A 13,300-nucleotide genomic window follows, 5' to 3' on the forward strand; every position below is an offset into this window, starting at 1 on the left:
GACCTCTGCTGTTGAAACCTGAAAACAGGCTATGGATCGGTTACGGGCATTGGCAAGGTGCAGGCCGGCCTGCCAAACCTCAGTCGATGCGGGCAGCGAGGTAGCCGATGAGGTCGTTTAGGGTAATGATCTGTCCATAGTCCTCCTCTGGAATTTCCACCCCGAGTTCTTCATAGAGCTTGACGAAAAAAGTGAGGACATCAAAAGAGTCGATGTCGAGGGCATCCTGCATGTTCTCGTCGGCAGCCAACCCATCTAAATCGGCTTCGGGGGTGATTGGTTGCAGGGCCCGGAGGATGGTCTCTTTGATTTGCTCTTTTCTCATAACTCTTCCGGTTTTTGCAGGTGGTGGTTGAGGGCTTCCAGAAACTGGGCCCCGCGATGGCCGTCGGTGGCACGGTGGTCTGCGGCCAGAGTGGCTGTCAGGATGGGACGAATGCCGAGCATACCGTCCTTGGCCCAAGGCTGCTCCAGGATTTTACCGAACCCGACCAGCGCTACTTGGGGGGGATAGATGACGCCATGAACCACCTCAACCCCCAGGTCCCCCAGGTTTGTTATGGTAACGGTAGCATCGGTCAGCTCCGAGCTGCGCAGGTGACCGCTGCGGGTGCGGGTAATCAGGTCGGACAAGGTTTCCATCAGCTCGGGCAGGCTCTTGAGGTTGGCATGGTGAATGGCCGGTGCCACCAGGCCGCCCTGCCGAAGCGAGATAACGAAGCCGATATGCACCGCTTCCTCGGGCTGTTGGCGATTGTCGAGCCAATAACCGTTGAGTTCCGGCACCTTTGCCAGGGCCAGGGCGGTGGCTTTGATCAGCGGCACCACAGGCAATACCCGCTCCTTGATAGAACGTTTCTTGTTCTCTGCCTCCAGCCAGCGCAGGGTATTGCTCATATCGATGCGGCTGGCCAGATAGTAATGAGGAATTTCCCGGTTGGACCGGGCCATTGCGGTTGCAATGGCCTGCCGCATGGCGGCCCCTGGCGTAGATGGCACCGATTGGGCTGCGGCCTTTTCCGCCGCTGCGGCACGTTCAATGTCGATGCCGGTGATGGCGCCGCCCTGCCCTGTGCCCTGGACTGTGCTCAGTTCAACGTCCAGTTCAGCAAGCAGCTTGCGCGCCCGGGGCGAAATCCTCAGCCTTTTGCCCGCTGCAGTGACCACAGCCGGAGGCGGCTCTGCCGCCGGTTCCTCACGGTGCGCCGCGATCAGGCAGGCCTTGTACTTGAACACCGGTTCCGGCAACGCTTCTTCCCTCAGCTCCCTGCCCTGCTCTCCGTTCCCCTGGATGGTCGCCAGCACAGTGCCCACGGGAACATTCTCGCCCCGCTGGACCAGGATCTGCTCGATGACGCCGTCGGTAAACACCTCGATCTCGATCACCCCTTTTGCGGTTTCCACCTCGGCAATGATATCGCCACGTTTGACCTGATCGCCCAGCTTGACCTTCCATTCGACCAGCCGCCCCTCTTTCATGTCGGCACCCAGGCTGGGCATGCGGAACTCAGTCATTGGAAGCCACCATTCTTTTTGCGGTTGTGACGATGGTCTCAGCCTGCGGCATCGCCGCGTCTTCAAGGTGTTTGGCGTAGGGCATGGGGACCTCGGCGCCACAGATCCTCTCGACGGGGACATCCAGATCGTAAAAGGCACCTTCCATGATACGTGCACTGATCTCTGCGGAAATTCCCCCGCTACGCCAGCCTTCATCGACGATCAGTGCCCGGTGCGTAGTTGCGATGGAGGAGAGGAAAGTCTCCTCATCCAGCGGCCGCAGGGTCCGCAGGTCTATCACTTCCGCCTCGATGCCTTCGCCGGCGAGTGCTTCGGCCGCCTCCAGAGCCTTGAACAGGCTGGCGCCGTAGGTGATGATCGTCAGGTCACGGCCTCGTCGGCGTATCAGGGCCCTGTCAATGTCCACGGCTCCTGCGTCTGCCGCCAGCGGCCCCTCCATGTTCAGCAACCCCTGGTGTTCAAAGATGAGCACCGGATCGGGGTCTTCCAGGGCGGTCCAGAGCATGCCTCGCGCATCCTCCAGGGTTGCCGGGGTCAACACCTTGATGCCGGGAACATGGGCATACCACCCCTCCAGGCTGTGAGAGTGCTGGGCCGCCAGCTGCTTGCCGCCGCCGGTGGACATGCGGATAACCAGAGGAACATTGAACAGCCCGCCCGACATATGCAGAAATGTTGCGGCATTGTTGATGATCTGATCGGCTGCCAAAAGGCTGAAATTGACCGTCATAATTTCCACGATGGGACGCATGCCGCCAAGGGCAGCCCCAATGCCGGCCCCGGTGAAGGCCGACTCCGACAGGGGCGTGTCGATGATCCGCTCCGGGCCGAACTCTTCGAGCAGCCCTTTACTGACTGCAAAGCAGCCACCGTACCGGCCGACATCCTCCCCCAAAAGAAACACTCTTTTGTCCCGTTGCATCGCTTCGCGCATCGCTGCCCGCACAGCTTCCCGATACGTGGTCTGAATCATGTTTTTTTCGCTCATGTCGTCCCCCTTTCCGAATAAACAAAGCGCGTTAGATCCTCCACCGGCTCCCAGGTACCGTTTTCGGCAAAAGCCACCGCCTCTTCAATTTCCCTGGCAACTTGCCGCTCCAGTTTCTCCATGTCGCCATCGCTTAGCAGATCCTGCTTCTTGAGGCGTTTGACGAAGGAATCGATGGGGCAACGTTTCTTCCACTTGTCGACCTCGGCCTTGGACCGATAGAGTTCCGGATCAAACATCGAATGGGCCCGGAAACGGTAGGTGCGGCACTCCAGAAAGTACGGTTTTTGTCCCGAGCGCACAGCGTTCACAGCTTCATTGGCCGCCGCCTCAACGGCAAGTACATCCATGCCATCCACGGCTGAGGCGGCAATGCGGTAGCTGACCGCCTTACGGGTCAGATCGGTGACCGACTGCGACCGCTCCAAGGCGGTGCCCATGGCATAAAGATTGTTCTCACAGATAAAAAGGACCGGGAGGTTCCAGAGGGCGGCCAGGTTCATCGATTCGTGAAACTCCCCTTCGGAGACGGCTCCGTCACCGAAGAAACAGCAGGTGACACGCTTTTTGCCCTGCATCTTGTCAGCCAGGGCCAATCCCACCGCCAGTGGCAAGCCGCCGCCGACGATGGCGTTACCGCCGTAGAACCGGGTCTTGTCGTCAAATATGTGCATCGACCCGCCTCGCCCCCGGCTGCAACCCTCCTGTTTGCCGTACATTTCCGCCATGATGGCGCCGGCGGATATGCCACGGGCCAAGGCGTTGCCGTGTTCGCGGTAGGTGCCCACTGAGGCATCCTCCGGTTCAAGCGCCGCGCTCACGCCAGCGGCCACCGCCTCTTCACCAATATAGAGATGCAGAAAGCCGCGGATCTTCATCTTGGTGTAGAGTTCAGCAGCCTTCTCTTCAAAACGCCGTATGCGCACCATCTGATACAGCAGCTGTCGCGCATGCGCAGGATCAACCCCGGCCCCTGCCGAGCCGCTTGTCGCTTTTACCTTCATTCGTCTACCTCCAGTGTCGATGTGTCGCCCTCGGCGAGCCCCAGCTCACGCGCCTTGAGTAGCCGCCGCATGATTTTGCCGCTGCGGGTCTTGGGCAGATTGTCACGAAATTCAATCTCTTTCGGAGCCACCGCCGAGCCAAGCTTCTTGCGTGCGAAGCCGATGAGTTCCAGACGCAACTCTTCGCTGGGTTCTGTGCCCGGCTTAAGGGTGACGAAGGCCTTGACCAACTCACCGATCAATGCTTCGGGCTTGCCGATGACGCCTGCCTCAGTCACCGCCGGATGCTCCAGCAGCGCGCTTTCGACTTCGAACGGCCCGACCATATGGCCCGAGGTTTTGATAATGTCATCGGCACGGCCGACAAACCAGAAATAGCCGTCCGCATCGCGATAAGCCAGATCACCGGTTATGTACCAGTCGCCGACAAAGCATTTGCGGTAGCGCTGCTCCTCATGAAGATAAGCACGGAACATGGAGGGCCAGCCGGGCCGTAAGGCCAGTTCGCCCTGGGTGCCCGGTTCGGTAACTGCTTCGGCCCTTTCCCCGGTGCCGCGCCGCACGATCGCCGCCTCGATCCCCGGCAGCGGTAAGCCCATAGAACCAGGGCGGATGTCTACGGCTGGGTAATTGGCGATCATAATGCCGCCTGTTTCGGTCTGCCACCAGTTGTCATGGATTGGTAGGCCCAGACTTTGCTGTCCCCAGGATACGGCTTCGGGGTTGAGCGGTTCACCAACGCTATGAATGCAGCGCAGGTGGCTCAGATCATACTGTTTGGTGGGATCGATGGCCAGGCGCATCAGTCGCCGAATGGCTGTGGGGGCTGTGTACCAGATATTTACCTGCTGCTCCTCCAGCAGCTGGTACCAGCGCTTGGCATCGAACTCTGCTTCGTCGATGATGTTGGTTACGCCGTGAACGAGAGGGGCGATAATGCCGTAGGAGGTGCCGGTGACCCAGCCGGGGTCGGCGGTGCACCAGAAAACATCTCCGGGGTGAAAATCGAGTACGTACTTACCGGTCAGGTAGTGGGTAAGCACCGCATTGTGTACATGAACAGCACCCTTCGGCATCCCCGTGGTACCACTGGTAAAATGGACAATCGCCATATCCTCCGGGTCAGTCGGTGGAATGATAAACGCGTCCGCAGCCTCTTCCATACGTCTGGGCAGCGACCAGAGGCCTTCACCGATATCTTGCGCCGCATCGATGAGCAGGATATGTTTTAGCTGCGGCAGTCGCTCGCGCAGAGCGGCGACTTTCTGTTTATAGAGCCGCTCGGTGGTCACCAGGACCTTGGCATCGCCCTTGCTCAGGCGTTGATAGATTGGCTCCGAGCCAAAAGCGGAAAACAGTGGACAGAAGACGCTGCCGTTCTTCCAGGTGCCAAAGGCAGAGAAATATAGCTCGGGCACCCGCCCTGCCAGGGTGAACACCCGCTCTCCCCTGCCGATATCCAGTTCCCTGAGCACGTTGGCAAAACGGTTGCTCTGTCTCTTCAGGTCTGAGTAGCTGAAGTCACGAACGCCGCCGTCCTTGCCCAGCCAGCGTATGGCCAGACGGTCACCCCGCGGGCCATTGGCATGACGGTCTACAGCCTCATGGGCGATGTTCAAACCCTTGTTTTCCGGTAGTCCGTCCAATTCCCGACGGGCTGTTGCCCATGAAAACTGGTCACAGGTTTTGCCATAGTCCAAGAGGTTCGGTTGCACTGCCCAGGAATTGGCAGCCTTTGTGATCGCTTTGCAAGGCCCGGAATCATCTTTCATCTTCACCTCTGTCTGCCGGTATCACTGGAATCAATCAATAGTTGCCAGCTTCTTTTCAGTTCATCTGGGCTTTTAGCATTTTCGACAGCCGCCGAAACAATTGTTGTTCATTTCGGTTATGATGCAGATAATCTGGCAAGCCGTTTGGCTCTGGTTCCTCTGTCAATTATACAAACGCAGGTGCTGGCGGTTAGCCTGGCTGCATAATGTCTTAAACGTGCACCATATCAGAAGCTCAGACCTCTCAAATAAGCCTCTGACTATAGGTCGGAAATTGTGAAAAGGTTGTGTTGAGCCATGAAGTTGTAGCCGGTTTTATGATAAATCGGGTCGTGCTTGACACTGCCTTTATATTATATATCTGTATGGCAGAAACATTTGCACTCCATACCAATGTTTAATGTTCGCATTTTCCCTGGTTCATATCAAGAAAAAGGCGACAAAAAGAATTTCAAGGATTCATTCGTGTCCATTGACAGTTGCTACCGGCCTTGTTGCACAAATAGAATTTGCTAGCATTGCTCGATGATGTTTTCTTATAACATAGATTATTGGAAGAGTTATGGAAGACAGCAGCAGAAAGATCAAGGCTTTGAACAAGAGAGATGCCTGTTCGAGAGGTTGTTTGCTAATATGGAATGGAGCAGAGAGAAACTGATTTCCTTCTCTCATGATTTATGCAACAAGGCCCTCGACGCGGTGAAATCCGCAAGAGATATAGAGAGGACAGGAGAATCAACTCGGTGCTCTTGGCCTCGTGCTAAATGCTTCAGTGCTTTGGCAAACACTATATATGGATCAAGCGGTGGAAACGTTACGTAATCAAGGAAGAGTGATTACGTCCGAGGATATATCTCGCCTTTCACCATTGGTGCACTCGAATTTAAACGTGCTTGGCAGCTATTCATTTGATTTATCGCCAGAGGTGGAGAAAGGCAAACTTCGGGCACTAAGGCCGATTTAGGTATGCAAAGAAGTCTGAGCATTATTGCTTAACCCGGTTTTGTGTTCCGTTACTGCCCAAACCCCTGGGTTTGACACCTTCCAAAAATTTGGGTCTGGTACTGACTAAAATGGGGAGGTCATAAACGGGTTGAAAGTCTTGTCGGCGGCTTGTTTACGTAAAATCCTATGGAACTTTAGAGCCGTTTGTTTAAACGCACCCACTTTACTATCGTCAAATGTGACCTTGGTGTCACCATTTAAGCAGGGGCCGAATTCCTGTGGTGGTTTATGTACCTTTGTTTAAATTAATCCATTGATCAAAGAAGACTTAACATTGAAGGAAATCAAGGTTCCATTCTTTTGCCTATTGCAACAACTATAAATTGCAGCGCTTGGGTCTGTTACGCTTTGTTAGGGAAAAATAAAGACTGGCCTGTATTTGCTTGTAATGCATTGGGCATAATAGCTGGTTCTGTCAGCACAATAACGGCAATTATTTGACCATTACCTGTGGTCAACGACTTGAACGACAGAATTTTAATTTGCGAACGAGGCTAAAAAGACTCAAGCGCAAAATAAGCGGCTTTGCCAAAAGTACTGGGCTGCAGGGGATTGCACATATCGAACGAGAATTTATGGTGCCACCTTGATCGGATTTTTACGATATGAAGTACTGGGGGCGCCATCAACCCAAATGCCTTCTAAGTAAGAGAGTTTTCTTGGTAGCTGTTTCACGGTCCCCTTAGTAATCAGGAAAGTTGCTTTCCGGCCAACTGTAAGAGCCCCAAGATTCTCCATTCCGAAAAATTGAGCACCATTTTCCGTTGCGCTGCGGACAGTTTCCTCCAGTGAATAGTCAGCCTTCATAAATAACTTCATTTCCTCTACCATCGACTCACCATGAAGTATACCAGCACTGCCCGCACCTGTTCCAATAAGCGTTGTCACCCCCAACTGTCTGGCTAAGCGCAGTTGGTTTAATTGCTCGGCGAGCATCTTTTTCCAAAATTTATCCGCTTCGAGAACTGGTTTTCCCGGAGTCAGGCAAGACTGGGCAAAACGACAACAGACGTTTCCACCAGCACTCGCACTATTTAAACCATTCTTGGCCCGCAGGACACTCGGAATCCACACGACACCCTCTGCAGCCATTTTTTTCAGATTTTCCTCCCCCATACAATATCCCTGTTCAATAGCGTCACACCCTGCCGCAAGTGCATCTCCAACTTGTTGCACTCCATTGGCAACCACCACCACCTTCTCTTTTGTCTGGTGCATAATACGGCATAACTCTTCATTATCCAGCTGAGGATGGGCGGTCTCTTCCCCATCGATATTGCCGAAACGATTGATCTTGATAAAATCTTCTCCCGGATTATCTGCTATATAATTTTCTCTACTTGGAGAGAACTGGCTGGATATTTTAATATCAACCATGTTCACCTCGGTCATTTCTTCTTGAGACCGATTCACTAAATCACTTATATTATCACTGTCGGCCACGCCCAACACTCCGTGGTCATAACAGTAGCCGACATGCTTCTCCAACATGGTTATTTTTTCAGCAAAACTTGCATTTTCTGATGAGATTTGCACCCTTCTATCTACAGAAGGCGATCGTGAAAGAGAAACACTACAGTCCACGAATGCTGGCACAATGATGCAGTGTGAAAAGTCATCGACTACACTGCTGTCATTGCCAGGCAGGTCCGATACGGGACCAATATCAGTGATCACGCCATCTTTCACACCAAGAAAGATATTCCTGCGCAAAGCAGCGCCGGTACCATCGACAAACTTTCCCACTATTACGAATCGTTTTACGCCCATGTTTTTTTCCTTATGTATTGAATCGTACGTGCACGTTTGAAACAAAAAACAACTATTTATATTTTATGTTAAGGACATCTACAAAAGAAGTCCTAATTATAAATCGCTGAAACAAATTTCTAGGTGCTGGGCAAAATACTCGAAAAAGGAGTCTTAAAAACTCTACAAAAAACATCTGCATCAGGAGCCACGTATGTCTTTATGTCGCTTGCAATCAAGGTTATGGGGGTGTTGCAGGCGCGGTTTAGATAAGGTCATAATAGTAAAATGTGGAAAAGCTCAGTCATATGGTAATGGGGATTATGCCAATAACTCAGGTCCATACGACAAAGTTAATTCGCTTTCATCAAGAGGGAAGTTTCCTATTACAATAGATTAGCATTACAATCGGTGAGTTGGTTCTGAGTCAACAGCATCTCCGTAAAGGTTTCTCAGGTTGACCCCTTAAGCTCTCCACTCTCCTGCGAAAGCCGTTAAGTCTTCTTTTATTCTTAGCTAGATACTACAGGGTAGCACCTCTGGAGAAAGTTGCTCCTTGGTATCTCTGCCACTGCGGCATACCTCCCTTCCATGGGAATAAAAACATAAAGAAAAAAAGGTAGTTGCCAGCAACTGGGCCCGTGGTGTACAAGTTTATTCTAGTTGTTAATGGTGTCGTTAGAAAGGGGCATTGTTTGATCAGGAAAGGGGCTCGGAGCTGAATCCTCCCCTGACTCCACTAGGGGGAGGAAGAAATAAGAATTATTAAATATAATATTGAAATAAAATAGTAATGCTCAAAATTCTCAAAAATAATACTCCTTTTTTAGACAAGGAACAGTATGCCCAATATATTCACCTTTGCAACCAGTGAGCTCTCCACCTCCGCCTTCTACGCCTGGCTTCTGGAAAATCTCAATCCCAAGCATACCTCTACCCCAGAGACCAAACAGGTTGCCCTGGAATTCACCAACTACTGCCTGGGAAAAGCCACTATAGCCCCTCTTGCCGCAGTCGATATAAAAGATCTTCAGGTTACAACAGAGCAGCAACTCAACAAAACATGCAGAATAGATATCTATGCAAAATTTACTAAAATCGACGACAGCTTAATACATCTCTTTATTGAAAATAAGGTGCAGGCAAACGAGACCAAAAAAGACCAGTTAATAGAGTACGACAAGGCAATAAAGGGAAAGGCTCTTACTGGAGATATTGCTGAAATTTATCTTAAATCAGGCTACGATTTTGCGGATCCCCTGCACTGTAAAGACATCAAGGGAAAGGTTGTCTGTAAAGGCACTTTCAAAAAGATCAACTGGCAGGACTTGCAGATAATATTTTCTCCTCACCGTGGTGCAAGCAGTGATTTTATTCGAGACATGGCATCTTGCGTGGAGAATAAATATAACTTCATCAACAGTCAAAAAAGTGCCAGTTCCTTTGCAGACTTCGATTTAAACGACCATGTGGGGCAGTCTTTCCTGCTCCAAACCATCTTTCACTCCTGCTTTTCTAGCAACGTTCCTCTCTATACCTCAACAGTAAACGGCCGGACCCGAACCCACTATAACAATAAATGTTATCTGCAGGTGGGTAATAGCAAGGGCAAACCCTGGACAAAATTTGTGCCCTTTTTAGGCCAAAACATCCTTAAATGCCGTCTTGAAGAATTAACTGGAGGCTATGTCCTTAGGCTGGGCATCCATATTCCCAAGGATGATCTGCCCACAAAACAGACATATATCAAAGCACAGTGCAATAAAATGCACGACAAAATTGATGCTACAGGGCTGGGTTTTGTTAAAAAGCTCACCCCCTCAGGCAACACCTCTGCCCTCTTTTTTGCCCAAATTAGTCTTAGCACCAAGGGAAGCACATTAAGCATAGCAGATCTGCAAAAACTTGATGACGTGGTCCAAAACTATGTAGTTCCCTAAGCTTGGGGGGTACAGAAAAGATGCTCATAAAAAAAGACATCAGACATTACCAATGAGATGGTAACAGTAAAATTCAAAAACAACTCCTTCCAGTTTAAAATGAGAAGATCCTTTGCTAGAAAATAACCCTGCAATATAGCAAGAATATGCCGATTATATCATAGCGGCAAAGGTCTAAAGAGCATTTTATCTCCTACTTGGTGCCGCAGGTAGCCCGCTAACTCTCGTGCTGAAAATTAGAATAGAAAACCCAACAACCGCCCAAGAGGGCATTGGTAACTGTTTCGTTCGAGTTCTTTGCAGCTGGGAGGAAGGGGGTGGCTTCTTTTAACAAATTTTTCCCTCGAATTGTGCGACTGTGAGCCTTGTTGATGATAGGGTATTATCTTGAATTGGTTACTGATATTTAGCAAAGAGGCTTTGCATTGTCTCCTCCGATATCCTTCGCTTATAAAGCGGTGTGGTGGCATCATGGTATAAACGATGGGACTTTTCAAAAGGAGTTTTGTTCATGTTTTTATAGATAATCCCAAGCGGATACGGATCGGTTTCCAGCGACTTGGCGAACGCCACAGCCTGATTGGACCAGTCATGGTCTTCTGCTAGCTCGGCTGTATTTTCTACATACCATTTATAGGTATTTGTCTTGTTAAAGGTTACGCAGGCCTGAAAGATATCTACTATTGCCATGCCATCGTGAGCGATAGCCTCTTTAATGATTTCTTTACTGAGTTCTGGTTTATGCATTGAAGTGCGAGCAACAAAAGAGGCATCAAGGCTTATTGCCAGGGCGAGTGGATTAAGAGGTGTTGCAGCTACACCTGTTACCTGAGCAGGAGTCACCATGCCATACAGACTGGTGGGAGAGGCCTGCCCTTTGGTAAGACCATAAACCATATTGTCATGCACCAGAACAGTGATATTAGGGTTACGCCGGATAGCATGAATAAAATGATTACCACCCTCTCCATACATATCCCCATCGCCACTCTCAACAATCACATGAGTTTCGGGTTGAGCAGCCTTAATTCCTGTGGCTGCGGGCAGGGACCTACCATGCAATCCATTAAAATAACTTGCATTATAAAACTGAGGTGCCTTGGCCGCCTGACCTATGCCTGAAACAAAAATCACCTCTTGGCGTTCCATCTCAATCTCTTTTAAGATCTCTAATATTATTTTTCGGATAGCAAAGTTGCCACAACCTGGGCACCAGGAAATATCAGGTTGTAGATCAAATAAGTCTTTCATATCATCTCCTCCGTAATGCTCTGGACAAGTTCTTCAACTGAGAACGGCATGCCATTATATTTTAGTATGCGATGAGGAAAGAGCCTGCCCAGTTCTCTTTGCAGAAAATCTGCAAATTGGCCTAGCTGATTATTCTCCACCACCACCACCTTTTGCGCACCATCTATATACTCAGCAATTTTCTCAGAGAGCGGATAGAGTTGCGGGCAAAACAGAAAAGATACCTTGCCACTACCAATAATCTGAAGAGCCTCACAAATTGCCCCGTAGGTCGAGCCCCAACCAATGATCAAGGTTGCATAGTCAGGTTCACCCACCAGCTCTGGTAGCATGGCCGCTTTTGTAAGAGTTTCTAGCTTTTTCAGCCGATTATCTGCCATTGCCAGATGTATCCCATCAAGGTCTTCTGTGATTTTACCATCTTCATCATGCTCGTCTGAGTCTAAACAGACATTGCCAGAACCATATCCGGGTATGCCGCGTGGTGAAACACCATCTTCGCTTAGTTGGTATCTCTTATAGCTATCATCGGTTTTAATCACTGCGGATTCAATCTGCACCTGCCCTGCATCCGGATGAGCAATAGGGTAATAACTATCCACAAAGAATTGATCCGTTAAGACAAAAACTGGTATTTGAAAACGATCTGCAAGGTTGAAGGCAAGTCGCGTATACTCAAAGGCCTGTTCAAGGGTGCCGGGTGCGAGAATAAGTCTGGCAAATTCCCCATGTCCTGCATACAAGACCAGATTCAGGTCACCTTGCTCGGTTCTTGTTGGTAACCCTGTTGCAGGCCCTGGACGTTGCGCCAAATGCACCACAACGGGAGTTTCTGTCATGCCGGCAAGAGAAATTCCCTCGGTCATCAAGGCAAAACCACCACCTGAAGTAGAGACAATGGCACGACCACCTGCATACCAGGAGCCTATGGCCATATTAATCACCCCGATTTCATCTTCCACCTGTTCCACAACAATGTCTGCCTGCTTGGAAAATTCGGCCAGTGTTAAAAAAACTGATGTACCCGGTGTCATTGGATAGGCAAATGCAGCATTACACCCTCCTGCCATAGCACCAAGTGCCACTGCATCAGCACCATTGAGGAGTAGGTTCTCTTGCAATGATCTGTTTTTGGCGGGAGTTGGTCGCCCACTAGTCAATAGTCTTGAATGAGAGGCCATGCCAATCTTATACCCCTCTTCGGCAGCGTCTATATTGCCAGCAATAATCCCTTCTGATTTGAGGGAAAAAGTGTCTCTGATCTCTTTATACAAATTAGCAGAATCGAAATCGAGCAGACCACAGAGAAAACCTAAGGCTACAGAATTGGTGTACAGTTGATTACCATGTTTTTTGGCTGTTGCTGCAAAATCGATTTCAGTGTCACGACCGCCGATATGCTCACGGCTACCTACTATTGTGGTTGATTTGGTAACCCTGCTACCAAGATGTTCTATAACACCATTTTTCAGTGGAATGAGAAGATCTATCACATCCACATGGGCACGAACTGGCTCGGAAGAAATTCTTATTTCTGTGGTATTTATTCCTCCCCGTACCCGGGACATATATTCTTTAGTAGCAAAAACATACAAACCACTTTCTTTGACAATATGTAGCAGGGCCTTTTCTAGGAATTGAATTCCTTGACCCGCTTCGCCGCCCAAAACAAGGGTAAAACCTTTGACTCCACCCATAGCATCTCCACAAACGAATCTATAAAAAGTTTCTTATATTTTAAAATAACAAACCTTACACTAATAGTTTGTTATTTCTATCCGTTTCAAAGTCTATCACCAATGAGATCAGGAATGCAAGAAGGAGCAAATCGTTGCTTCCGGCCACGCTTGTGGGAGAGTAATAAAGTGTCAGCTACTTCAAGTAATAAGGGCAACACACTTGTCCGTAAAGACTTCTAGCGGTGTCAGTCCTTGCAAAATGCTTCTTGATGGCAAATTAAACATGTTTCCTTTGCAACCTCTCCTTCTGACAAAACGCTATCTTGATTTTTATCTTCCTGGATACGGTGATAAATGTTGGGACAACAGAACCTTTTCTTTAGGAAAATTTATC

10 protein-coding genes and 1 pseudogene are annotated in these 13,300 nt (G+C 49.7%); 3 read left to right on the plus strand and 8 right to left on the minus strand.

The window, feature by feature from the left end:
- Positions 1 to 79: 79 nt before the first annotated feature.
- The 5 genes from DP_RS10705 to acsA are packed head-to-tail and all read right to left on the minus strand — an operon-like array spanning position 80 to position 5,282.
- The gene (locus tag DP_RS10705) at positions 80 to 325 is read right to left on the minus strand and encodes an acyl carrier protein (RefSeq protein ID WP_011189334.1); all 246 of its coding nucleotides are present in this window, start codon (positions 323 to 325) and stop codon (positions 80 to 82) included.
- Entirely contained in the window at positions 322 to 1,515 is a 1,194-nt protein-coding gene (locus DP_RS10710) for a dihydrolipoamide acetyltransferase family protein (protein WP_011189335.1), read from the minus strand. Before DP_RS10710 ends, DP_RS10705 begins: the two co-directional genes overlap by 4 nt.
- Positions 1,508 to 2,506 (minus strand): alpha-ketoacid dehydrogenase subunit beta, encoded by a 999-nt coding sequence (locus DP_RS10715; protein ID WP_011189336.1) that lies wholly within the window; start codon positions 2,504 to 2,506, stop codon positions 1,508 to 1,510. The genes DP_RS10710 and DP_RS10715 overlap by 8 nt, the downstream gene beginning before the upstream one ends.
- Positions 2,503 to 3,510 carry a pyruvate dehydrogenase (acetyl-transferring) E1 component subunit alpha gene (gene pdhA / locus DP_RS10720; protein ID WP_011189337.1) on the minus strand — a complete coding sequence of 336 codons (1,008 nt, stop codon included), beginning with the start codon at positions 3,508 to 3,510 and terminating at the stop codon, positions 2,503 to 2,505. The genes DP_RS10715 and pdhA overlap by 4 nt, the downstream gene beginning before the upstream one ends.
- Positions 3,507 to 5,282: an acetate--CoA ligase gene (gene acsA / locus DP_RS10725; RefSeq protein WP_011189338.1), complete on the minus strand. Its 1,776-nt coding sequence runs from the start codon at positions 5,280 to 5,282 to the stop codon at positions 3,507 to 3,509. The genes pdhA and acsA overlap by 4 nt, the downstream gene beginning before the upstream one ends.
- A 692-nt stretch (positions 5,283 to 5,974) precedes the next feature.
- Here acsA and DP_RS17495 point away from each other — a divergent pair.
- Positions 5,975 to 6,246 (plus strand): annotated as a pseudogene (locus tag DP_RS17495) (Tn3 family transposase); the annotation flags it as partial.
- A gap of 478 nt (positions 6,247 to 6,724) precedes the next feature.
- Complete coding sequence (locus DP_RS19245) at positions 6,725 to 6,877, plus strand: IS1 family transposase (RefSeq protein ID WP_162096656.1); 153 nt, start codon at positions 6,725 to 6,727, stop codon at positions 6,875 to 6,877.
- Here DP_RS19245 and DP_RS10730 read toward each other — a convergent pair.
- The gene (locus tag DP_RS10730) at positions 6,861 to 8,057 is read right to left on the minus strand and encodes an amidohydrolase family protein (RefSeq protein ID WP_041277909.1); all 1,197 of its coding nucleotides are present in this window, start codon (positions 8,055 to 8,057) and stop codon (positions 6,861 to 6,863) included. The genes DP_RS19245 and DP_RS10730 overlap by 17 nt on opposite strands.
- Positions 8,058 to 8,878: 821 nt before the next feature.
- Between DP_RS10730 and DP_RS10735 the strand changes: the two genes are divergently transcribed.
- Entirely contained in the window at positions 8,879 to 9,976 is a 1,098-nt protein-coding gene (locus DP_RS10735) for a PDDEXK-like family protein (RefSeq protein WP_011189342.1), read from the plus strand.
- A gap of 396 nt (positions 9,977 to 10,372) precedes the next feature.
- On the opposite strand, the gene DP_RS10740 is transcribed toward DP_RS10735, so the two are convergent.
- Entirely contained in the window at positions 10,373 to 11,227 is an 855-nt protein-coding gene (locus DP_RS10740) for a thiamine pyrophosphate-dependent enzyme (protein WP_011189343.1), read from the minus strand.
- The gene (locus DP_RS10745; protein WP_011189344.1) at positions 11,224 to 12,924 is read right to left on the minus strand and encodes a 2-oxoacid:acceptor oxidoreductase subunit alpha; all 1,701 of its coding nucleotides are present in this window, start codon (positions 12,922 to 12,924) and stop codon (positions 11,224 to 11,226) included. The genes DP_RS10740 and DP_RS10745 overlap by 4 nt, the downstream gene beginning before the upstream one ends.
- Positions 12,925 to 13,300: the final 376 nt, after the last annotated feature.

The organism is Desulfotalea psychrophila LSv54 (assembly GCF_000025945.1).
Lineage (GTDB): Bacteria > Desulfobacterota > Desulfobulbia > Desulfobulbales > Desulfocapsaceae > Desulfotalea > Desulfotalea psychrophila.

Coding starts and splice junctions, on each gene's coding strand:
- DP_RS10705 (WP_011189334.1), bottom strand. CDS start 325: ATGAGAAAAGAGCAAATCAAAGAGACCATCCTCCGGGCCCTGCAACCA.
- DP_RS10710 (WP_011189335.1), bottom strand. CDS start 1,515: ATGACTGAGTTCCGCATGCCCAGCCTGGGTGCCGACATGAAAGAGGGG.
- DP_RS10715 (WP_011189336.1), bottom strand. CDS start 2,506: ATGAGCGAAAAAAACATGATTCAGACCACGTATCGGGAAGCTGTGCGG.
- pdhA (WP_011189337.1), bottom strand. CDS start 3,510: ATGAAGGTAAAAGCGACAAGCGGCTCGGCAGGGGCCGGGGTTGATCCT.
- acsA (WP_011189338.1), bottom strand. CDS start 5,282: ATGAAAGATGATTCCGGGCCTTGCAAAGCGATCACAAAGGCTGCCAAT.
- DP_RS10730 (WP_041277909.1), bottom strand. CDS start 8,057: ATGGGCGTAAAACGATTCGTAATAGTGGGAAAGTTTGTCGATGGTACC.
- DP_RS10735 (WP_011189342.1), top strand. CDS start 8,879: ATGCCCAATATATTCACCTTTGCAACCAGTGAGCTCTCCACCTCCGCC.
- DP_RS10740 (WP_011189343.1), bottom strand. CDS start 11,227: ATGAAAGACTTATTTGATCTACAACCTGATATTTCCTGGTGCCCAGGT.
- DP_RS10745 (WP_011189344.1), bottom strand. CDS start 12,924: ATGGGTGGAGTCAAAGGTTTTACCCTTGTTTTGGGCGGCGAAGCGGGT.